The organism is Pacificibacter marinus (genome assembly GCF_018860665.1).
Taxonomy (GTDB): domain Bacteria; phylum Pseudomonadota; class Alphaproteobacteria; order Rhodobacterales; family Rhodobacteraceae; genus Celeribacter; species Celeribacter marinus_A.
Window position 1 is genome coordinate 1 of sequence record NZ_JAHKPK010000039.1, and the last position, 21156, is coordinate 21156.

Below are 21156 nucleotides of genomic sequence, written 5' to 3' on the forward strand. Positions count from 1 at the left end.
AATGGCCGGCATCATATTCTTTGAAAATACGCTCAACGACAGCGGCCTGATCGGGATCAATGTCACGTTCACCCGTGACGGGGGTGCCTACCGAAACCCGGCAGCGATGGCAGAAGCGCAATGCAACGTACATCAAAACCCGGGACTTGAGTGTGTGAGGAGATCGAAGGACAGTAAGGGAAAATGATCGGAAAGATCCGGACCAGACAAAACAGTTTTACTGCAGGAGCCAATGAGCTCGATTTGTTGATCTGTCTTTGGTGCGCGCATCGCCATACCGGCCCGTGGCTGTATCAACCGCCGCAACGAGATGCCTGATACATGACCGCATCCGATCACACACTCAAACCGTTCAGAAATCTCTTGCGCCAATGGGGGCATCCATACATGCAGCAAATGCTATCAAAGGGGCGGCACAAAAGCGGGACAGGTCCAAATTCAAAGAAATGCCTCTGCTTCAGGTCGCCGTGTCGAGGCGCTTTTTGTCGGCTCTAGCGATATCGCGGTCTGTCCCACGATCAAATTCCACATAGAAGGTTGAGCCGACGCCGAGTTCGCTGACGTAATCGATGATGGCATTGTGGCGCTCGGCGATCTGTTTGCTAATATAGAGGCCAAGTCCGGTACCGCCGACCCTGCGCACGTCAGAGGAATCCACTTGGCTGAACTTGCCGAACACGCGATCCTTTGCGCCAGCCGGAATGCCCAACCCTTCATCCTGAATAGAAATGCGAACGCGAGTGCCAAGATTCTCTACGCGTGCTTTAACTGTGCTGCCGTGAGGGGAAAACTTCAAGGCATTAGACAATAGGTTACTTAAAACTTGGACCAGACGGTCACGGTCTCCTATGATCATACACGCCTCTGCGCAGGGCTCTAAGGTGACATGGATTCCGAGCTTACTTGCAATTCCTGAGGTTGAGTCCACTGTTTCGCTTAAGAGATCATTCGCATCGATGGGCATAAAATCGAACACAATTTCCTCGGATTCGATTTTTTGCATGCTAAGAAGGTCATCGATAAGGGCGGCGAGGCGTTGCCCGTTTCGGTTCGCGAGATTTATGATGGGTTTAAGAGGTTCGGGAAGCACTGCAAGTGCGTCGTTATTCACGAGTTCGAGCGCCCCGATGATCGATGTCAGTGGCGTGCGCAATTCATGACTGACGGTGGCCAAGAACTGTGCTTTGGCTTCTAAAGCAGCTTTCGCGCGCTCGCTTTCTTCTTTGATCAGCTTCATCTGCTCAAGCCGCTCTTTGTGGCTGAGGTAGAATTTCATCGAAATATCGATAATGAAGTAAAGCACGAAGATGATCGTGAAAAACTCCATCCAGATTTGAGATTTGAGCGAAGGAGCATAACGCACCAAGTCGAAAACCGCGATGAACAGAAACGCAAATCCATATATTGTTAGCCGCAACAATAGGATACCTAACAGTTGGCTATTGTACATCGCTGCGAAAACGGATGCAGAAAAGAGGAAAAAGAGCGGTGTGAAATGACCCGTTGATGACTGTTGTAGTGCCATGTTTACAATGAAAGCGCAGATCGCCAGCGCGCTTATGATTGTATTGAAGACGATACGTTTGAGAATCTGTCGGCCAATAATCGGGTCCTGACCATCCCAAGATTTTGATTTTCGCCCAAGGTGCACATCAAGAAATTCGGTGAGGGCTACAAACAAATAGGTCACGAAGACTGAGACAACATCGAAGTAAAACGCGGCCAATACAGCCGCCGCGAGAAAACTCGTCTGCCGTTTCCACACAAGTTCGCTGAGAAGGGATGCGTAATCCTTGATGTTTTGTTCACGACCTACGGAACTAAACCAGTTAGTCTGGGTCGATTTAAATGTCCTTAGTCCCTGCATTTTCACCCCCAGCGCTTTACGCCGTTTCACGCTATAGCTGAATGTGTTGATAGTTGAAGCGTGTTGGTTTCACGCTACCGCTGACATGTGTTGGATTCATTTTAAAGTTGAAATGTGTTTAAAATTGGTCATTTGCAAGGTCAGGCGTGACGTTTTTGGCTCCAATTGAAGGCAAGGGTGGGGGCACAGATACATATCACTTGAGAGAGCCCATGCCGCAAAACGTGTTGGACATGGACTGCATGGGCATGATGTGTCGAATGCAAGCGCTGGCGCTGTCAGGCGACTTTGGTGCGACCATTCTTTAGCGCAACATAATTTCCCGGGAGGTCTGGAAACGCAATGTTAGAATGTGGGATATCGTTGATCGGACCGAAAATGGGAGTACGAGCGAGAACCGCGTCACGCTGTTCCCAAACATTAGAGGTCAAAAGCTGGAGTGGCTTTGTGAGCCACGGATAGCTACGTGGGCCAATCGCCAAATCATAGCCAAGATAGCGGCGATAGAACGGGGTGTGCTCAACGCGTACCGCGGCAAGGGCTAAATCGACATTATAGGACATCGTGGCCAGAAATGGGATTCGCATAACTAAAAAATGCAATGGCACCCGCTGTTTGCGTGCTGCGGGATTGATCACAAATCGGGTCGGGTCAAGGGCCGTTTCGCCCGGTTTTAGATAATCCAAAATTTCCGGAAACGCTTCCATCGAGGGCGACGTGGGGGATGTCTGGGATATCACGTGCAGCCGCATCGCCGCCATAATTTCCCCATCCATTTCAACCGCGACGTGAACGCAGTTCTCGGTCTCGTCATAAGAGTCGGTCATGATGCCGCGCTCGTTTTCGTCTATCGCTTGCTCTGCGAGATAGCCTTTATAGCGCAGGCGATACACTTTTTCGAGGTCCTGACTTTTGGTCAAGATTTTGTAGCGAGAGCGTTTTAGCGCTTCTATTGCTTGATGTTTCATAGTCGGTCCTGACGCCTTTTCGTGACTACGATATTGCACGACACACAAGAAGGTCGCTGTGATCGCGGTAAACGGATTGTTGCCTAACGATTTCGAACCCATTTTGGGCGACAAGCGATGCGAACTCTGTTTCGGTATGGGTCCAATAGACGCCTTTTTTTTGAGCCTCTAGGATGCTTTTGTTTTGTTTGGCAATTTCGCGACCTTGCCAAAAGACGCGGAGTGCGCCGATCAGACCGAGCTCTTTTTTTACGCTTGCGAATAGATAGCTGCGCCAATCAGGCACGTTCATGTAGCGGCCGATATCGATGAGGTAGAGACATCCACCAGGGCGCAGCAACCTGCGGAGGTCGGCAAGCCGCTGTTCTGGCGCAGGCATGGCATATAATGCGTGAATGCAGATAACGAGATCTGCTGTGCCCGTGGCGTCAATGTCTTGAAGGGTGCGGTTGTCGTAGGTGATATTTTTGTAGGCGGCCAGTTTGGACTGCGCCGATCTGTTCATGTTGGTGTCGGGCTCTACAAAGTGTATCTCGCTATCGGGACAGGCGCGGGCCGCGATTTCGGTGTAGTTTCCTGTGCCGCCGCCGATGTCATAGATAATCTGAGGTGTCTCTATCGAGTCTAGAAAGGCTTCGAAACCTTGCAACAGTGCCTGATATTCGGGGTTGTGCTTGGACAGTAGGTCATAGGACGCGGAATAGGCGCTCCAATCGGCAGACACCGATCGATTGGCAGCTTTAGAGCGATATTTGGTTCGGGGAGATGACATCTCAGCTCCAGCTTGTGACGGCATGGGGGACTCCAGAATTTGGTCGGGAATGACCTGCTACATGACATGTTTGTTAAGTCGAACGTTACGCCGCAAATCTCGCATTACTAGTTATTTTGGAACAATGGAGATATTTTCTTATGATTGTTTCCAACCTTATACGCGGCGGGTCATCGATGTCAAAGCGCAATCTAAAGTTGTAATGCAAGTCGTAGGTTGAAAGGTTTCAGCTCGTATGAACCAAGCAGAGCAGCTTATTCGCCTCGCGAATGCTAGCGTTCGGTGTTGAAAAAATGTGTCGTGAAAAAGGCAAAAGCATCGAATTTCAATAAAAGATTTCACTGACTTGCCCAATTCTTGCCTCAATTTTAGGCAAAAAATAGCGAGAAATAGGGTGTGGTAGAGCTGAAAACTTGGGGTTGTGATGAGCTTATTGGTAACTTTTAATGATTCAACTGTGCGGTTTGCAGAGAATGATGATTCGGTGGTCTTAGATCTCGTTGCGCATTTCCTCGGGATCGCAGCGTATCACAATGATAACAATGCGCCGACTGCAATACCCGCGCTTGAGGTCATCTCTAAAACAGTGGACATTTAAAACTGTTTCAAGCGGCCATAGCTGCGGATGGGTTGGTATTGTCACGGCTGACAACATTTACTGAAATGAGTAGGGGGTCCTATTTCTCAGGCTTTAACCGAGAACAGGGAATGAGAGCAGTCACGGCGGTGTCAGTCTGGGATGCTTTCGGTTGCTGTGGCATCGTTGCCGACAGGGACGAATAATATGGAGCCCATACACCTCTCGATTTCGTAATTTTCGCTTTTTACGCCTTGGGAAAGAGTCGGGTAGTTTGCCCGTTGGCTCCGTTGGCGTGAGCGCAATCCGATCCACCAGACCACGCAGGGCGTCCTTCGTTTCCAGTATGTGATCGGTCTGTTGAAGTTGCGAGTTAAGACCGATGACCTTGTCGCGGTGGGGCTTCGCCAATTATGCAGCAGGTGCACATGCGCTTGGCGAACGTCTTGGCTTGCCGGTGAGTGTGCTGAGCAGCGAAGGCAACAGCCAGAAACAGTTCGCTGATCTGCGCGCGCAAATTGCACGGACCGGCGGGAATATGGTTGTGAACATTGATCCCAATGAGGGCCCCGTCATTGCCGTGCAAGGTATGCTGGCGAACAATGCCGCCATCGGCCGTTTTAAAGGTCTGCAAAAAGCTTTGGCTGAGAACCCCGGTGTGGAATTGCTGCAATGGGAGGCTGCGGATTGGGACACAAACCGCGCCTATGAGGTGACCAAGCAGTTGCTGGCGGCGCATCCTGATGTGGACGGTATTTGGTCTGCCAACGACAATATGGCAATTGGTGCTATCGCTGCGCTCAAAGAAACTGGAAATGCGGGTGCAGTGAAAGTATCGGGCACCGACGGTATTCCTGATGCGTTTGATGCGATCATTGATGGAACGCTGTCCTCGACAGAATTCATGGACTCTTGGTATCAATCCCAGCTTGGCCTGACCATGGCACTGGCTGAAAAAAATGGCGATCTGGATCCGTCGACCACGCCAGCTGAGCACTGTGCTTTCATGATTTCGGGCACTCAGGTGAACGCACGCCGATAATGTGGAAACCTTTGTCGAAGAAGTGTTCAACACGATGCCAGAATACGATCTAACAGACTATTATGCACAATGGGTTTTTGTTGCTGAATAACGCAGAGAGACAGTCACCTTTGAGCGGGCGTCGGTGACGGCGCCTGCTTGTATCGTCTTTCAGAATCCATCCGTATTTTAGGGTGCCTCAAACCCGTCACAACGCGGCAGGGCAAGCGTCATCGATGGGCTGCGCGCATAAATCGCAGTGCAAAACCAATACGTGCATTCATTTCAAAGACGAAGAAGCCATACAGGCCCTACACTCAAGTCTTCGTTGGATACGCCGCTCAGGCGTTGCCACCCAACTCGTTTCGCTCGCCTTGATTGCGACGATCTTTTTTATCGGCACGGCTGGAAAAAGCCTGACGATGTCCAATATCCACGCCGCCCCTTTTGGCATCGCGAATGTCGTGTTGTTCGCGGTTTTCGTGACGACCTTTGTGCAGTTTTTACAAGATCGCCCTCTCTTTGGGCGACATCTTTATGCCATTGGCGGAGACGAGGCCTTGGCCAAACAGTTGGGCGTAAATGTTGATCGGGTGAAGACCCTCGCGTTCACCCTTGCGGGCTGTTTGTATGGCATTGGTGCGTTGCTGTTGGTGACACGGATGGGGTCGGCCACGTCACCGGCAGAGCTCAATCTGTTGTTTCCAACCATCACCGCAGTTGTTGTCGGTGGGGTCGCCCTGACGGGTGGTGTTGGCGGCGCGAAAAATGCCTTTCTTGGCGCGCTTATTCTAGCGGTTTTGAACAACGGAATGGTTTTGATGGCGGTGAGCGGCAACAATTGTTACGTGCCTTCAATCGGCTGCCACTGACCGCCTGTATCAGGGGCGAATTGTGGGATATGGGCCACGGATACCAAGTTGTTCACGTCCTCGCCCAGTGTTTCGCGCCAGTCTTGCGCTTCGGTAAGGATCACGCCCGCACCGACCACTTCTCCGCCAGCTTGCCTTACCAATTCCAGCGCGGCCTTTAGGCTCGAACCTGATGCCACAACATCGTCGACGACAACAACGCGTTTTCCTTTGATCAAATGGATCGCAGCGCGGTCCAATAACAAACGTTGTTCACCTTTTGACGTGATCGAGGTGAGCTTGTATTCCAGCGCGTCCGAGAGATGCCGCTTTGGGGATTTTTGCAGCACGACATATTTATCTAGCCCCAATGCACGCGTGACCTCTATTGCGACTGGAATGCCAAGTGTCGCTGGTCCGACGATGATGTCAGGCTGCATTGGTTCTATTTGCTTGGCAAGGCAGCGGCCGATGTGTTCACCAAACTTTACCCCCAGATCAATAACCATCATCAAAGAGATCGCAAATTCAGGGTTGATCGGCACGATAGGGAGTTCAAGCGGATAGCCTTGAACGTCTACTTTCCATGTCTGAGGGGAATTTTTTTCAGTCATTGGGTCTTATCCTTCCAAGACATACGTGGCTCAACCAGTAATCCCACATCGCGCCAAGTTGTGCGCTTGCGTGACAAATCAAAGCCATAAAGGGTGAGTGAAAATGAAATTGCATGGGCGGTGCGAATGGCTTGCACCAACAGTGGTACTCCTCGTGCAAGCGCAAAGCGCAGTTTTTTCACGATGCTGACGTTATCAATTTCCATACCACGGGCACGTTGTGCATCGGCAATACGTTCAAATTCGTCGCGCAGCATCGGGATGATCCCGAAGGTGAGTGACAATACAAGCGTCACAATTGCGGGCAACCGCGCGGCCGAGCAGGCTGCCAAAATGGCGCCAGGACTGGATGTTTCCATCACAAAATAAAATAGCGCTGTGGTGGCAACCAAGCGCGATGCCATCTTGGCCGAAATCGTAAGGGCCTCTATTACTGACGTGCCCTGCAACAACAGATTTACCATCCAACTTGCAATGACCATCAATGTCAGCAGTCCGGCACCTTTCATGTAACTTTTCAGTTTAGGGACCTTGGTAACCCACAAACCGAGCAGGCATAGGATCGCAAAAGACACCCCTAGTTGCCAGTTTGGTGCAAACCAAGCGACTGTCATAAGGCCGAACGCAAAGGCCAGTTTTATAAAGAAATTCAGGTCATGTAGTCGGGTCATGATGTGGCTTCCTCTACGGCTTTATACGGCGCGGGCCAGTTCAGGGCACCAAATGCAGCGCTTTTCCAGCCTTCTCGACAGGTTCCGTCAAACGGGATGTGTCCATCGTCGACTATTGCAAGGCGTGTGGAGACGTCGTCAACCAGTTCCAGATCATGTGACACCAGCATCACAGCTCGGCCTGTTTGGGTCATTCGGTTCAGGAAGGTTTCAAGCAATGCGCGGCCTTCAAGATCGCGCGCCAGAAGCGGTTCATCAATGATGGCGATGATTGCGCCACTGGCGTCTGCGCAGGCTAACCCAAGCTGGCCTTGCTGACGGGCCGATAGTGCAAAGGGGTTAAGCGAACCCATGTGATCCAGCTGATAGCGTGCCAGAATGGTGTCACGGCTTTCGGTGTTATTTCCCATGGCGAGTGCGAAATCGACTTCTTCTTCAAGGGTCATGTGGAACAGGATTTGCCGCATGTTTTGAGGCACATAAGCGATTGATCGGGCGCGGCGGGCTGTGGTCCATTTTTCGGCGGCTTCGCCTTCTAGTGCGATGTTCCCTGATGAAATCGCCGACAAGCCAAGGATCGAGCGCATCAGCGTTGTCTTGCCTGCTCCATTGCGCCCGATAACGCCCAAAACCTCACCGCCGCACAGGGTGAGATCAAGCTCATCCAACACAGGGCAGCCAGATGCGCGTGTGAGTTTGGTGCGTAGCTTAGATATCGTGAGTAATTCCTGACCCGTTGCCTGAAGGGCAGAGTGGCGGGCAGGGCGGTGCGGTGCCAATAGACCCGCATCATTCCATAATGCAGTGTCATTTAGTGCAGTATGTAAGGGCTGAAGCTGCGATAAGGTTCCGTTTGAGATGATTGCCAGATGTTCGGTTATCGAGGCAAGGTGGATTGGGTCTTGTTCGGCGACAATGACAACATCAACCGTGTTGGCAGCATGTGCCAAAGCAGTACACAGCCGCTGACGCGCCGCAGGGTCAAGCCCTGTTGTCGGCTCATCCAGTACCAAGATCTTGGGCTCGGGTGCCAATGCCGCCGCTAAAACCACCATTCGTCGTTCTCCGCCAGAAAGTGTCAGAACACGACGTCCAGCCAATTCTGTTAGCTTCAGCCGCTCCATAAGGTCGCGCACACGAACACGGATTTCAGACCGTTCAACGCCGCGATTTTCAAGAGGAAAAGCGATGATATCTTCAACCGATAGATCCCAAAGTTGATCTTCTACCGTTTGGGCGACAAATCCGATTTGCGAAAATAAAGCGTCGCTTGATAGGGAAGACAACGGCGTGCCTGCCAGTGCTATCTGGCCTGCGTAATTTTTGTTGGGCATGATCTTGGGGATAATCCCAGCCAGCGCCATCATTAACGTGGTCTTACCTGATCCTGTAGCACCACAAATAAGCAAGTGGTGCGAGGATTTCAGTTCGAAGGTGACATCGGACAAAAGGGGCTCGGACGCACCGAACCCCAATGTCAGTTTTTGTGTGGAATAAAATGACATCTCTTCAGAAACGCTTGAAGCCGGACGGATGCGCAGCTGTCAGGATTTTCTGTGCAGAGACGATCAAAAGCGGCGTGCCGATGAGCATTGGAACAATGTCCGACAGGCCAAGATAACCAACGGCCCACCAGAAAGGGAAGATGCCCAGATACGCGAGGCTGGCAGAGACGGCAACGACCATGGCCAGACCGACAGCCAAGCAAACGACAGCGACGCGGATCAATGCGGCTTTGTCAAAGGTGGTCTTTTCGGGGTTGAACAAAAGACCCGGAACCATGCCCGTTAGGCCGACGGCAATACCATCGATGATCAAAGAGTGTGCGGGGATAAATGTACCGGCAAGAAGCGACCAGATGATCGTGCCAAGATAACCGCAGATGAAACCGCTTTTCCATCCTAATAGAATGCCGATCAGAGGGGGCAAAAAGGCAAAGATGCGCCATTGAATGACACCGGGCACAAGTTGAATCGGATTGGCATATGTCCACAGCACGCCTGTGGCGGCGGCGGCAACGATGGAAAGCACGAGAGGAAACAGGCTAGAGCCGTTTTCGTCGGGGAGTGTTGTATTTTGCATGTGTTTTGTCCTGTTGGTTGGGAGAGGCTATCGCCGTTAGGTAGATGAACTGAAAGTATGCCTGACCTCCTCCCCGTCGGTCGGGCGAGGTGGTTTAAATCGGGTCGGAGGGCGTTAGGGGATCAAGGCTGGTTGGTTCAACACGGGCTTCGCCGTCAACGATACTAAATTGTGGGATATGGCCCAAGCGCTTGACCAGATTTACGTCCTGGGCGAGCGCTTCGCGCCATTTATTGCCTTCGGTCAGGATGGTGCCCACGGCCAAAACCTTAGCGCCCGCACGGCGAACCAACCGCATAGCGCCCGCCATGCTTGCACCTGTGGCGATAACGTCATCCACAATGACCACACGACGCCCTTGCAGAGTCGATATTTGCCTGCGGTCCAGTAGAAGTCTTTGCGGCTCGTCTGTTGTGATTGATCGAACGGGTTCTTCTAGTGCATCGTCGAGGTGGAATTTCGGTGATTTTTGCAAAATGACGTATTTGTCCAGGCCAAGGTGGCGAGAGACATCCATCGCTACTGGGATGCCCAAAGTCGCACTGCCGACAACGACTTCTGGTTTGAGAGCCTCAAATCTGGCGGCTAGAGCTTTTCCCACACGGTCGCCAAAGGCCAGACCCATCTCAATGTCCATCAGCAGGGCGATGGCGCGCTGGTCATTCAGTTGAAGCATCGGCAGAGACGTTGTTTCGCCTGCGATATCAACTTCATAATATTCTGGCGAGATCAGTCGCAAGGGGACACCTGTAGAGCTTGCAAATATGGCTCCAGTTTCTGGCGTTAACACAACTGTTACAAACATGAAGAATCTTACAGAGCGTTGAATTTTTCTCTACACTCTGAGATGTAGGGACATCTCGCCCTCTTTCCTAAAAGGCCAATCCATGGATCGCGTATTTTTTACCAGATTTTTCAGATATATGGATGAAATTGCCCGCTTGGGATCCATCAGGCAAGCAAGCGAGGTATTGAACGTATCCGCCTCTGCAGTCGACAAGCAACTTCTCAAGGCGGAGCTGGATCTGGGCCTGAAACTGTTCGAGCGTCACCCTAGGGGTGTTCGCTTGACCTCGGCGGGCGAGTTGATTTTGTACCGCATGCGAGGCTGGCAAAAGGACCTTCAAACGGTTTCAGCGGAAATTGAGGAATTGAAAGGACTGCGCCGCGGAGAAGTTCGTATTGCAGTGCCGCAAGAAACAGTGACCAGCTTTCTACCGCAAGTGTTAAGTTCGTTTTTGCGTGAACACCCTAAAATCAATACCACGGTAAAAGTCGTAGACTCTGAACAGGTGCGTCAGATGGTGATCGACGGAGATATGGACCTTGGCCTGACGTTCAGTCCAAGGCCCTTGCCCGGTGTTTTGATACTACGCGAGCTGTCTTTTAAGATCTTCGCCTTGATGCCTGATACAAATGTTCAACGGAAAAGCGTTACGCTGGACCAGTTCTTTTCTCGGCCGATCCTGATGCCAGATGGGACAAGTCACCTTCGTGACATATTAGACATAGCAGCGGCACGCGCTGGCGTTGATTTTCAGCAGGCTCTGACCGCCAATAATTTGGAACTTCTTAGGCAACTTGTGCGCGAAGGCGTTGGACACAGTGCGGTCCTTACATGTGCCAATGCATTTTCAGGAGCGGGAGAGGGATTAACAACTTTGCCGATACGCGGTGCGGGCATATCTGATCTCGAGCTTTCACTGATCGCGCCTCGAGATAGGGCTACTGGACTTGCTGGGCTGCTGGCTACGCGCCATTTCGAGAGCTTTATAGATACGCTTTCGGTATGATTGCGGCGTTAAATGCGCCGATGACAACTCGCAGGGCTGACGTTGATCTGTGTAGCGAGCACTGGATTTGAGAAACGGCCGTTATTTTGTAGCAACCGAAGTATACGCTTATTGATTCGGCTCAAAATTTTTATGAGAGATTCTTCCTATTTTTTAGCATTTTGTGATATTTTAAGTAATATATTCGTCTGCTTTTGTACTTTTTTGCGAACAATAGTATTAAAGTTTGAAAGCACCCATCAAAATAAATTTGTTACCCTGTTGGAAATCAACCTTCAGGAGTATTCCATGCTAGAAAAATTTGAACGCTACCCTTTGACATTCGGCAAGACACCGATTGAACATTTGCCCCGCTTGACAGAAGCTCTGGGTGGTAAAGTTGAAATCTATGCCAAGCGCGAAGATTGTAACTCAGGTTTGGCTCAAGGTGGCAATAAGCTGCGTAAGCTTGAGTATATCGTACCAGATGCGATTGCGTCGGGCGCAGATACGCTCGTGTCCATTGGTGGCGTTCAATCAAATCACACGCGCATGGTCGCGGCGACGGCTGCAAAGCTCGGCATGAAATGTCGTTTGGTGCAAGAAGCTTGGGTGCCACATGAAGATGCGGTGTATGACCGTGTTGGCAATATTATGATGACCCGTTTGATGGGGGCAGATAGCCGTCTTGTTGATGACGGTTTTGATATTGGAATTCGCTCGAGTTATGAAAATGCGATTGAGGACGTCAAGAAAGAAGGCGGCAAACCTTATGGCATTCCTGCCGGCGCCTCTGTTCATCCACATGGCTGCCTTGGCTATGTTGGCTTTGCTGAGGAAGTGCGCGAGCAGGAGGCCGAGTTGGGTTTCAAATTTGACTACATCGTTGTCTGTGTCGTGACCGGATCGACGCAAGGTGGTATGATCGTGGGTTTCAAAAAGGACGGACGTGCGAACCGAGTGATCGGAATTGATGCCTCTGGCACAGTTGAACAAACACGGGCGCAAGTGAAAGAAATTGCTAATAAAACCTGCGCGTTGATTGACTGTGGTTATTCAATCGATGATGATGATATTCATATCAATCCTGATTACGCCTATCCAGCATATGGCGTCCCTAGCGCCGAGACCAATGACGCTATTCGTTTGGCGGCTCAAACAGAAGCGATGATCACAGATCCTGTCTATGAAGGTAAATCCATGCAAGGTATGATCGATTTGGTTAGAAAAGATTTCTTTCCTGAGGGATCAAAAGTGCTCTATGCGCATCTTGGTGGGCAACCTGCTCTCAACGGCTACAGCTACACATATCGAAATGGGTGACTCAATGGCCGTCATTATTATTGCGACGGTCATACATAAAGAGGTAGGCGCGTTTGGCGCGCTTACCAGTCAGCTGTGTCAATGGGTTATAAAAGGCAAAGCTCAGCTTATCTTTCATGCGAAGGAAGCTGAGGTGCAAAGCAAGCCAAAATCAAAACTGTGTCTTGAGTTTAAAAGTCTCAAAGACGCAGTTGCCTTTGGATCGAAGTTTGATGCGCAATACCCAACGTTTTCCCAACAGGTCTCTTTTGAGTTCTTTGATAAACGCAGCACATCTGAAATCGATCACCTTAGACTTTTGTTCTAAAGCCACTTGGCTTTTAGCCGTCCAATGGATGAAGCCTCAATGACACTTAGTTTGCGGCAACTTGCGCGCTTAAGAAGCTCGTTTAGCTCAAGGATAGACTCATGTCTCAATTAACCACTCATCTCAAAACCGTAGAACAACGCCTTTTGTGGCTGTCTCATTGGATGATCCACAATGCCAATCATATTCGTCCCAAGACGGAAGGGATTAAAGTAGGTGGGCATCAGGCCTCTTCGGCCTCGATGGTGTCGATTATGACGGCGCTCTACTTTTCTGTGCTGCGTCCTGAAGATCGGGTGGCTGTAAAACCTCATGCGTCGCCTATTTTCCATGCAATGCAATACCTTATGGGTAACATGACGCGCGAAAAAATGGAAAACTTTCGAGGTTTTGGTGGTGTCCAAAGTTATCCATCACGTACCAAAGATATTGACGACGTGGATTTCTCGACAGGCTCGGTTGGGCTGGGCGTTGCCATTACGTCTTTTGCCTCAATGATCCAAGACTATGTGCAGGCAAAGCAATGGGGTAAAGACATCCCGCTTGGCCGCATGATTGCGCTAATGGGCGATGCGGAACTGGACGAAGGCAATATCTACGAATGCCTGCAAGAGGGTTGGAAAAATGATCTGCGGAACACGTGGTGGGTGATCGATTATAACCGCCAATCCTTGGATGGCATCGTTCGTGAAGGCTTGTTTGAGCGCGCTGAAAAAGTGTTCGATGCTTTTGGTTGGGATGTCGTGCGGGTGAAATACGGGGCCTTGCAGCGGGCTGCTTTTGAAGAAGCAGGTGGTGACAAGCTACGCGATTGGATTGATGCCTGCCCAAATCAACTTTATTCTGCTTTGACTTTCATGGGAGGTGAGGTGTGGCGCAAGCACCTTATGGATGATCTGGGCGATCAAGGCGATGTATCTGCGCTGCTCGAGGCGCGCAGTGATGCAGAGCTCGCCGCGCTGATGGAAAACCTTGGTGGGAACTGCGTCGACACGATGGCTGAGACATTTGCTTCGATCGATCATGACCGCCCTGTGTGTTTTCTAGCCTATACGATCAAAGGTTGGGGCACGCCGATAGCAGGCCACAAAGACAATCATGGCGGTTTGATGAACAAAGCGCAGATGGATGAATGGCAGGTCCATATGGGGGTTGCAGCTGGTGAGGAATGGGATCCGCTGGCGACAGTCCCTAACAAAAAAGCGTTTCAAAATTATCTGCAAAACGTGCCGTTCTTTTCTGCTGGCCCACGCCGCTATTCCGAAGCGCCTTTGCCTGTGCCAAAGATTGAAATCGCCAGTGATCGCGAGATTTCAACGCAAATGGGGTTTGGTAAAATCCTTGATGCCCTGTCCAAAGGGGATAGCCCGTTGGCAGAGCGCATCGTGACCACATCTCCTGACGTGACAGGGACAACCAATCTTGGGCCTTGGGTGAACCGTCGCAAACTGTTTGCCCGCAAAGAACAGTCTGACACCTTTAAGGACCACAAAATTCCATCAACGGCAAAATGGGAGTTTACCCCAGAGGGGCAGCATATTGAACTTGGTATAGCTGAAATGAACCTGATGTTGTTGCTCGGGGCTGCAGGTCTGTCGCAATCGTTGTTCGGCAAGCGATTGATACCCATCGGCACTGTGTATGATCCGTTCGTGTCGCGCGGGTTGGATGCGTTGAACTACGCTTGTTATCAAGATGCTCGCTTTATGCTGGTCGGCACGCCATCTGGTGTCACGCTGGCCCCCGAAGGTGGAGCGCATCAATCCATCGCGTCGCCTTTGATTGGTATGTCCCAAGATGGGCTTGCGGCGTTTGAGCCTGCCTTTGTCGATGAGCTGTCGGTCATCATGGAATGGGCATTCGACTATATGCAACGCGACGGCGAAGGCGACCCTGATGAGCGCACATGGTTGCGTGATGAAACTGGGGGCTCAGTCTATCTGCGATTGACAACCAACCCGATAGAGCAACCCGGCCAGCGCGTGGATGACGATTTTCGCCAAGGGGCCATCGATGGCGCATATTGGCTGCGCAAACCCGGACCAAATTGTTCCATCGTGATTGCTTACCAAGGTGCAGTGGCCCCAGAAGCCATCGCGGCCGCTGGCATGATTGCTGAACATCGCCGTGATGTGGGGGTCTTGGCAGTCACATCTGCTGACCGTCTAAATGCGGGTTGGACGGCAGCACAGCGTGAACGCGCACGTGGAAATGACAAGGCCAACAGTCATATTGAAACGCTTATGAATGGCCTGCCAAACAGCTGCACGCTTGTCACTGTCATTGATGGACATCCTGCAACATTGTCGTGGTTAGGGTCGGTTGCTGGACACAAAACAATCCCGCATGGAGTCGAGCATTTTGGCCAGACAGGGACCATCGCTGACTTGTATCGACACTTCCGCATTGATCGCCACGCACTGGCTGAATCCGTGAATGAGCTAACCGTGGGCCATAAATCGCATTCCGCAGCTTGGAGGCCGCTTATGCCGTCTTAGACCGTTGACTTGCGTTGAGGAATAACTCGGTGCTTCAGTGTTCATCCTGAGGATATGGATATGCTGGGTCAAACGATCCAGAAACGCCTGTCAGCCGTTCGGTGTCAACAACATCGGTCCGTTCATCGAACGGCACGAAGCCCATCTCATCAATGTCCAGCAAGTTTTGGTTGGCGGGTTGCTTTTACAGAGCCTCGTTCATCTCCTTTGTTGATGGCGTGGATGCCCCCGACCAACCGGCATCGTAATGTGCCACTATGGTGTTTCAGAAAGCATCAACAAAGGGAGAGTATCCATGGCAGAAGTCGCCATGATCGGCATAGACCTTGCAAAGCGTGTGTTTCAACTTCACGGGGCTTGCGCCAATGGAACGGTTATTTTTCGCAAAAAACTGACACGCATTCAGCTTCTTGCGTTTATGAGCAAACAGCCGGAATGCACTGTTGCGATGGAGGCTTGTGCGACTGCGCATAGCTGGGGCCGTGAGTTTGAGAAGCTTGGACATACCGTGCGATTGATTGCGCCTAACTACGTGAAGCCTTTCGTCAAACGACAAAAGAACGATGTTGCAGACGCCGAAGCCATTGTTGAAGCGGCATCACGGCCAACCATGCGATTTGTAGAACTAAAGTCCGAAGCCCAGCAGGCGCGGGCCATGCTGTTTCGTACACGACAGATGTTTGTCGGTCAGCGCACCCAAACGATCAACGCGTCGTGCGATTAGCACGCCTCTTGCGTGACGCGCGGCCATCTAGCTGAGCACGGAGTTGTTGCGCCACAAGGTGCCATCCAGGTCAAACGCTTGGCCGACGCAGTTGAAGATGAGACCATTGGCTTGCCAGCGGGCGTTCGAGAACTCGCCAAAGTATACCTCGTCCAGATCGAAGATCTCAGTGCTAAGATTGCAGGTCTGGATCGACAGATGAAGGGCGCCGCCAAAGAAGCTGAAGCGGCACGTCGCGCCCAGACCATGCCGGGCGTGGGGCCAATCACGGCTTTGGCCATAGAAACCTTTGCGCCTGACCTGAACTGCTTTCGCCGAGGTCGGAATTTTGCCGCATGGCTGGGTTTGGTCCCCAAGCAGACCTCGACTGGCGGCAAACCTCGCCTTGGTAAGACCTCAAAGATGGGCCAACGCGATATTCGACGGCTGCTGATATCCGGTGCAATGGCCGTTCTGCAGGCCGTTAAGCGCTTTGGAAAGCCTCATAACGATTGGTTGATCTCCATGTTGGAACGCAAACCCCGTATGCCGGTCGCCGTTGCATTAGCGAATAAAATGGCGCGTGGCCTGTGGGCTATGGTGACAAAGCAAGAAGACTACCGAAACCCGGTAGCGATGTCATAAGCGCAATGCGACGTACATCAAAACCCGGGACTTGAGTGTGTGAGGAGATCGAAGGACAGTAAGGGAAAATGATCGGAAAGATCCGGATCAGACAAAACAGTTTTACTGCAGGAGCCAGTGAGCTCGATTTGTTGATCTGTCTTTGGTTCGCGCATCGCCATACCGGCCCGTGGCTGTATCAACCGCCGCAACGAGAGGCCTGATACATGACCGCATCCGATCACACACTCAAACCGTTCAGAAATCTCGTGCATCAATAGGGGCATCCATACATGCAGCAAATGCTATCAAAGGGGCGGCACAAAAGCGCGACAGGTCCAGTGTCGGTAATGACGATGATTTGCGCTCAGTTTGCGCAGGAAGAGACGGAGCTTTTGCCGGAATGTCAGAGGCCGCGATTTTTGTAGATCATACATACGTCACGGCGAAGGTTACGAAAGAAATGTCCGATTTGGCCGCAGAGTTCGGTATCGGCTTTGTTGACGCTCCGGTGTCTGGCGGGCAAGCAGGAGCTGAAAACGGCGCGCTTTCGATTATGTGTGGTGGAGATGCCGATACATATTCAACCATCGAACCTGTTATGGTGGCATACGCGAGCGTGAGCGCGTTGATCGCACCGTAGGTCATTTCTCAATCTATGCCCACGCTTGGCCTCCCAACTCCCTACAAAAAACAATAAAGTCGAAACCGGCTGCGCATGTCTCAGCTTGCTGTCATTTATCTTGACTTATATAATTTGATATTTGATATTATATCAAATATTGAAGAGGGAAGTGAGAGCCGAATGAGTAAGATCACAAAGATAGAACTGGTTGAATTCTCGTTTACGGTTGCGAATTCTGGGCCGTCCGAAGATGGCTATGATACGATCTACACCCCTGATGCAGACGGAAAGTCATCGTCACTTGCCGTGAGAATTGAAACGTCTGACGGGATTGCAGGGGAATACGTAGGAGGGGTGCCGCTAGCTGTTGGGCAGTCGGCCTATCTTGCCAAAAAGATAATAGGCAGGAACCCGTTTCACCGTTTGGACTTTTACGAAGAATTCAAGCGGGGACTTCGTAAATATGATAAAATGGGCGCAGGAATTATTGACATAGCACTTTGGGATTGGGCCGGTAAGCGGTTAGATACATCTGTTGCGACGCTACTCGGTGCGAGCCGTAGACACCTTCCTGCTTATGCTAGTACCTACCACGGCGATCCGAATGGCGGTTTAACAACGCCACAAGACTACGCCGATTTTGCACAGCATTGTGTGAGGCTCGGTTATGGCGCTTTCAAAATGCATGGCTGGACAGACGGTAATGTGAAACGAGAAGTTGATGCAATTCTTCTTTTGCGTGATCAAGTGGGTCCGGATATCCAGCTCATGCTTGATCCTGCCTGTCAGTTGCGCACACTTAGCGATGCTTTGCGAGTTGGTAAAGCCTGTGATGAGGCTGATTTCCTTTGGTGGGAAGATCCGTTCCGTGACGGTGGCATATCTCAATCTGCACAAAAGATTCTGCGCGAACGAGTGCGCACGCCAATTTTGGTTGGTGAGCATATGCGCGGGCTGGAATCCAAGGCTGATCTGGCGGTGTCCGGGGCGAGCGATTTTGTCCGCGTCAATCCAAACTACGATATGGGCATTACCGGCGCGATGAAAACTGCGCATATGGCCGAGGCTCTTGGGATGGACATCGAAGTCCACGGGGCGGGGCCGGCACAACGTCATTGCATGGCCGCAATTCGCAATACCAATTACTACGAACTGGCGCTTGTTGGTCCAAAATCAGGGTCATCTTTCCCGCCAATATATGCCTGCGACTATTCGGATGCACTTGAATCTGTCGGGGCTGATGGAACTTTTCCTGTTCCATCAGGGGTCGGTATTGGCGTTCAATATGACTGGGATCTTATTCGTGGAAATGCGACCAATACGATTGTGTTTCAATGACAAAATTTGTTTTCTCTTGCGGCGAAATGCCATTCTGTATGGGGTGGAAAACGCCGCACATCTTTATAAGTGCGGCAGAAATTCGGGGACAATAGATGGCTGAAGTTGAACTGCAAAAAGTTACGAAAATGTTTGGCGCGTTACAGGTCATTCATGGCGTAGACCTTACAATTTCTTCGGGTGAATTTGTCGTGTTTGTTGGCCCGTCAGGGTCCGGAAAATCAACATTGCTACGCATGGTTTCAGGGCTGGAAACTGTTTCTGATGGGGATGTTCTGATCGATGGCGAAGACATGACATTTGCTGAACCGTCCGAACGGGGCATCGCGATGGTGTTCCAGTCTTATGCACTTTATCCGCATATGAACGTCTACAATAATATGGCGTTCAACCTGCGCCTGTCTCGATACTCTAAGGCCGAGGCTAAGAAGCTTGTTCATGATGCCGCGCGCATTTTGCGGATCGAAGACTTGCTGGATCGCTCGCCTGCCGAGTTGTCTGGGGGGCAACGACAACGGGTTGCAATTGGCCGAGCGATTGTGCGCAAGCCAAAGGTTTTCCTATTCGATGAGCCACTTTCGAACCTTGATGCGGCGCTTCGCGTTCAAATGCGGCTTGAGATCGAACGCCTCCATCGAGAGTTGGATGCGACGATGATTTATGTCACGCACGATCAAGTGGAAGCTATGACAATGGCTGATCGAATTGTTGTTCTCGACAAGGGCTCCATTCAGCAGGTGGGTACACCGATGGAGTTGTACAAACGACCGAAAAACCTTTTCGTCGCGGGATTTATTGGGTCACCTAAAATGAATTTTTTCGATGCCAAAGTCTCCAGCGACGGGTCCGAAAATGTACATCTTGTTGCTAATTCGAAAACCACATTCAAATTACCTAATTTAAGGCTGAATGCGAATGATGATCTGACGGTTGGTGTGCGCCCCGAAGAGATTTCCGTCTATACTTCGATTGCGGAGGTGCCTGACACCCATATCGCGATGACCGCAAGAGTGGATGCGGTAGAACGACTTGGCAACATAAACTACGGCTATTTCAATGTCGGCGCGGAGGAACTCGTGATTGCACAAATCATGGGGCACACCGATTTGGATCATGGTCAACAGATCGTCTTTGGCGTGCCCAAAGCCGAGCTGCACGTTTTCGATTCTGCGGGACAATCATTGACCGCTGGATAGGGAGGAACGACCGCCAGTTTTTTGACTGGCAGCAACACTAGGGAGGACTAAATGACACGATTACCTGAGACCATATTCGGATGTTTCGGTGCGCTATCTATGTCGCTTTTTGCATCCGCTTCGCAGGCGCAGACACAAATCACTGTTTGGAGCGACACTGCACGAATTTCTACGTTCGAAGCCTATGATGCCGCGCATCCTGACATCGATCTTGAACTGCTAACGGTCGATAAAGATGAACTGGTGACCAAACTGCAGCTGGCTATGCGGGCCAAAGCGGATGTGCCTGACGTCATTTTTATGTCGTCGTCAAATCATCCCGCGCAGCTTTCGACACGGCGTACTGATTATCTCGCTGATATTAGCGATGTTGTGAGCCAAGACATATTCGATGGCTTTTTACCAAACGCCAATTCTGTGTGTTCGCTTAACGGTGGGATATTGTGCTTGCGTAACGATGTGGCTCATTTGGTTATGTGGTACGATAAACCACTGATGGACGAGCTAGGTGTTGAAATGCCTGAGACTTGGGAAGAATTCGAACAGCTTGGTGCGGATTTGACGGCACGAGGCGAAGGATACTTTCTTGGGTCGGGTGTGCAACCTGACATCGTCATCGGTATGCTGGGTGCATCTGGTTGCGAGATCGGTTTTCCGGTAGACGGTGCAGAAAATACGCTCCGAATCGATCTGTCGACAGAACCCTGTTTGCGGATGGCTGGACTGATTGATCGCATGCTTGAAAATGGTAGCCTGTTAAGATTCGGAACATCTGAACCAGGCCTAATTACGCAAGCAAGCGCTGGTAAAATTGTCATGAGCATCGGCCCGACTTGGTTTGGCGAATATGTCATGAAGCCGAACTATAAAATCCCAGAAGGTCACCTGACTGCAGCAATGCCGTTGCGCTGGGCAGACGAAGATAAGCCAGTTGCATGGAGCTGGGGCGGTGGTAATTTTGGGTATTGGAAAGAGACTAAGTATCCGGAAATCGCGTCTGACATCATCACTTGGGCCACGACACAAGAAGATCACCTGATCAATGCCGTGACTATGCCCGCATATGAGCAACCGTCGATTGCATGGGGCGAGCGTGTTAATAACGATCCATATTATGCGACGAATGATGTGTATGACACGATGCTGGCTGCCGCAGCGTATTCCAGCCCGCATTTTGCATCGCTTGGATATGATATGCGGTCTGCATTTGGTAAAACCATCAGTGCATCACTGTCCACGGATGGCAAATTGGTAGATCTCTTGTCGGTTTATGAAAAAGAACTAACCAACGCCGCACGTTTGGCGGGCTATAAGGTAGAGTAATCACTTGGCTCGGGCATGTTCATG

At 51.0% G+C, this 21156-nt stretch carries 20 protein-coding genes and 1 pseudogene; 12 read left to right on the forward strand and 9 right to left on the reverse strand.

Annotation, left to right across the window (positions count from 1 at the left end; translation table 11 throughout):
* A partial coding sequence (locus KO497_RS11540; protein WP_215944126.1) for a hypothetical protein occupies nucleotides 1-187 on the forward strand: 187 nt, incomplete at its 5' end.
* A gap of 270 nt (nucleotides 188-457) precedes the next feature.
* Here the strand turns inward: KO497_RS11540 and KO497_RS11545 are convergent.
* The 3 genes from KO497_RS11545 to KO497_RS11555 form a co-directional block, all read right to left on the reverse strand.
* Nucleotides 458-1897: a sensor histidine kinase gene (locus KO497_RS11545; protein ID WP_354668115.1), complete on the reverse strand. Its 1440-nt coding sequence runs from the start codon at nucleotides 1895-1897 to the stop codon at nucleotides 458-460.
* Between the two features lie 248 nt (nucleotides 1898-2145).
* The gene (locus KO497_RS11550) at nucleotides 2146-2835 is read right to left on the reverse strand and encodes an N-acyl amino acid synthase FeeM domain-containing protein (RefSeq protein ID WP_215944127.1); all 690 of its coding nucleotides are present in this window, start codon (nucleotides 2833-2835) and stop codon (nucleotides 2146-2148) included.
* 25 nt (nucleotides 2836-2860) lie between these two features.
* Complete coding sequence (locus KO497_RS11555; protein WP_252729643.1) at nucleotides 2861-3607, reverse strand: class I SAM-dependent methyltransferase; 747 nt, start codon at nucleotides 3605-3607, stop codon at nucleotides 2861-2863.
* 959 nt (nucleotides 3608-4566) lie between these two features.
* On the opposite strand from KO497_RS11555, the gene KO497_RS11560 reads away from it, so the two are divergent.
* Both KO497_RS11560 and KO497_RS11565 read left to right on the forward strand, forming a co-directional pair.
* Nucleotides 4567-5226 (forward strand): sugar ABC transporter substrate-binding protein, encoded by a 660-nt coding sequence (locus KO497_RS11560; RefSeq protein ID WP_215944129.1) that lies wholly within the window; start codon nucleotides 4567-4569, stop codon nucleotides 5224-5226.
* A gap of 401 nt (nucleotides 5227-5627) precedes the next feature.
* Nucleotides 5628-6077, forward strand: coding sequence for an ABC transporter permease (locus tag KO497_RS11565; protein ID WP_215944130.1), 450 nt, complete (start codon nucleotides 5628-5630; stop codon nucleotides 6075-6077).
* On the opposite strand, the gene KO497_RS11570 is transcribed toward KO497_RS11565, so the two are convergent.
* The 5 genes from KO497_RS11570 to KO497_RS11590 form a co-directional block, all read right to left on the reverse strand.
* A complete protein-coding gene (locus KO497_RS11570) occupies nucleotides 6050-6670 on the reverse strand; it encodes a phosphoribosyltransferase family protein (protein WP_215944131.1) in 621 nt (206 codons plus the stop codon). The genes KO497_RS11565 and KO497_RS11570 overlap by 28 nt on opposite strands.
* Nucleotides 6667-7341 carry an energy-coupling factor transporter transmembrane component T family protein gene (locus KO497_RS11575; RefSeq protein WP_215944132.1) on the reverse strand — a complete coding sequence of 225 codons (675 nt, stop codon included), beginning with the start codon at nucleotides 7339-7341 and terminating at the stop codon, nucleotides 6667-6669. Before KO497_RS11575 ends, KO497_RS11570 begins: the two co-directional genes overlap by 4 nt.
* Complete coding sequence (locus KO497_RS11580) at nucleotides 7338-8846, reverse strand: ABC transporter ATP-binding protein (protein WP_215944133.1); 1509 nt, start codon at nucleotides 8844-8846, stop codon at nucleotides 7338-7340. Before KO497_RS11580 ends, KO497_RS11575 begins: the two co-directional genes overlap by 4 nt.
* Nucleotides 8847-8850: 4 nt before the next feature.
* The gene (locus tag KO497_RS11585) at nucleotides 8851-9423 is read right to left on the reverse strand and encodes an aminotriazole resistance protein (RefSeq protein ID WP_215944134.1); all 573 of its coding nucleotides are present in this window, start codon (nucleotides 9421-9423) and stop codon (nucleotides 8851-8853) included.
* 94 nt (nucleotides 9424-9517) lie between these two features.
* A complete protein-coding gene (locus KO497_RS11590; RefSeq protein WP_252729644.1) occupies nucleotides 9518-10228 on the reverse strand; it encodes a phosphoribosyltransferase family protein in 711 nt (236 codons plus the stop codon).
* Nucleotides 10229-10310: 82 nt separating this feature from the next.
* Between KO497_RS11590 and KO497_RS11595 the strand changes: the two genes are divergently transcribed.
* Entirely contained in the window at nucleotides 10311-11216 is a 906-nt protein-coding gene (locus KO497_RS11595; protein WP_215944135.1) for a LysR family transcriptional regulator, read from the forward strand.
* A gap of 8 nt (nucleotides 11217-11224) precedes the next feature.
* Here the strand turns inward: KO497_RS11595 and KO497_RS19470 are convergent, their stop codons facing one another.
* On the reverse strand, nucleotides 11225-11341 hold the full coding sequence (locus KO497_RS19470) for an AsnC family transcriptional regulator (RefSeq protein ID WP_215944136.1): 117 nt from the start codon (nucleotides 11339-11341) through the stop codon (nucleotides 11225-11227).
* 163 nt (nucleotides 11342-11504) lie between these two features.
* Here KO497_RS19470 and KO497_RS11605 point away from each other — a divergent pair, with 163 nt between their 5' ends.
* The 8 genes and pseudogenes from KO497_RS11605 to KO497_RS11640 all read left to right on the forward strand — a co-directional run bounded on the left by KO497_RS11605 (nucleotide 11505) and on the right by KO497_RS11640 (nucleotide 21132).
* Nucleotides 11505-12518, forward strand: a complete 1014-nt coding sequence (locus KO497_RS11605) for a 1-aminocyclopropane-1-carboxylate deaminase (RefSeq protein ID WP_215944137.1) — start codon at nucleotides 11505-11507, stop codon at nucleotides 12516-12518.
* 4 nt (nucleotides 12519-12522) lie between these two features.
* Nucleotides 12523-12825: a hypothetical protein gene (locus KO497_RS11610; protein WP_215944138.1), complete on the forward strand. Its 303-nt coding sequence runs from the start codon at nucleotides 12523-12525 to the stop codon at nucleotides 12823-12825.
* Nucleotides 12826-12926: 101 nt separating this feature from the next.
* Nucleotides 12927-15323, forward strand: a complete 2397-nt coding sequence (locus KO497_RS11615; protein ID WP_215944139.1) for a transketolase — start codon at nucleotides 12927-12929, stop codon at nucleotides 15321-15323.
* 295 nt (nucleotides 15324-15618) lie between these two features.
* A pseudogene (locus KO497_RS11620) lies at nucleotides 15619-16671 on the forward strand (IS110 family transposase).
* A 169-nt stretch (nucleotides 16672-16840) separates the two neighbouring features.
* On the forward strand, nucleotides 16841-17293 hold the full coding sequence (locus KO497_RS11625; RefSeq protein WP_436799289.1) for an NAD(P)-binding domain-containing protein: 453 nt from the start codon (nucleotides 16841-16843) through the stop codon (nucleotides 17291-17293).
* Nucleotides 17294-17455: 162 nt separating this feature from the next.
* Complete coding sequence (locus KO497_RS11630) at nucleotides 17456-18613, forward strand: enolase C-terminal domain-like protein (protein WP_215944140.1); 1158 nt, start codon at nucleotides 17456-17458, stop codon at nucleotides 18611-18613.
* Nucleotides 18614-18708: 95 nt separating this feature from the next.
* Nucleotides 18709-19809, forward strand: a complete 1101-nt coding sequence (locus KO497_RS11635) for an ABC transporter ATP-binding protein (RefSeq protein ID WP_215944141.1) — start codon at nucleotides 18709-18711, stop codon at nucleotides 19807-19809.
* 51 nt (nucleotides 19810-19860) lie between these two features.
* On the forward strand, nucleotides 19861-21132 hold the full coding sequence (locus tag KO497_RS11640; protein ID WP_215944142.1) for an ABC transporter substrate-binding protein: 1272 nt from the start codon (nucleotides 19861-19863) through the stop codon (nucleotides 21130-21132).
* The last annotated feature ends 24 nt before the right edge of the window (nucleotides 21133-21156 follow it).

Excerpts from the sequence above, each read along its gene's own strand:
- KO497_RS11630 (WP_215944140.1), top strand. The coding sequence starts at position 17,456 with ATGAGTAAGATCACAAAGATAGAACTGGTTGAATTCTCGTTTACGGTT.
- KO497_RS11585 (WP_215944134.1), bottom strand. The coding sequence starts at position 9,423 with ATGCAAAATACAACACTCCCCGACGAAAACGGCTCTAGCCTGTTTCCT.
- KO497_RS11635 (WP_215944141.1), top strand. The coding sequence starts at position 18,709 with ATGGCTGAAGTTGAACTGCAAAAAGTTACGAAAATGTTTGGCGCGTTA.
- KO497_RS11580 (WP_215944133.1), bottom strand. The coding sequence starts at position 8,846 with ATGTCATTTTATTCCACACAAAAACTGACATTGGGGTTCGGTGCGTCC.
- KO497_RS11570 (WP_215944131.1), bottom strand. The coding sequence starts at position 6,670 with ATGACTGAAAAAAATTCCCCTCAGACATGGAAAGTAGACGTTCAAGGC.
- KO497_RS11550 (WP_215944127.1), bottom strand. The coding sequence starts at position 2,835 with ATGAAACATCAAGCAATAGAAGCGCTAAAACGCTCTCGCTACAAAATC.
- KO497_RS11615 (WP_215944139.1), top strand. The coding sequence starts at position 12,927 with ATGTCTCAATTAACCACTCATCTCAAAACCGTAGAACAACGCCTTTTG.
- KO497_RS11560 (WP_215944129.1), top strand. The coding sequence starts at position 4,567 with ATGACCTTGTCGCGGTGGGGCTTCGCCAATTATGCAGCAGGTGCACAT.
- KO497_RS11595 (WP_215944135.1), top strand. The coding sequence starts at position 10,311 with ATGGATCGCGTATTTTTTACCAGATTTTTCAGATATATGGATGAAATT.
- KO497_RS11590 (WP_252729644.1), bottom strand. The coding sequence starts at position 10,228 with ATGTTTGTAACAGTTGTGTTAACGCCAGAAACTGGAGCCATATTTGCA.
- KO497_RS11565 (WP_215944130.1), top strand. The coding sequence starts at position 5,628 with ATGTCCAATATCCACGCCGCCCCTTTTGGCATCGCGAATGTCGTGTTG.
- KO497_RS11555 (WP_252729643.1), bottom strand. The coding sequence starts at position 3,607 with ATGTCATCTCCCCGAACCAAATATCGCTCTAAAGCTGCCAATCGATCG.
- KO497_RS11605 (WP_215944137.1), top strand. The coding sequence starts at position 11,505 with ATGCTAGAAAAATTTGAACGCTACCCTTTGACATTCGGCAAGACACCG.
- KO497_RS11640 (WP_215944142.1), top strand. The coding sequence starts at position 19,861 with ATGACACGATTACCTGAGACCATATTCGGATGTTTCGGTGCGCTATCT.
- KO497_RS11575 (WP_215944132.1), bottom strand. The coding sequence starts at position 7,341 with ATGACCCGACTACATGACCTGAATTTCTTTATAAAACTGGCCTTTGCG.
- KO497_RS11610 (WP_215944138.1), top strand. The coding sequence starts at position 12,523 with ATGGCCGTCATTATTATTGCGACGGTCATACATAAAGAGGTAGGCGCG.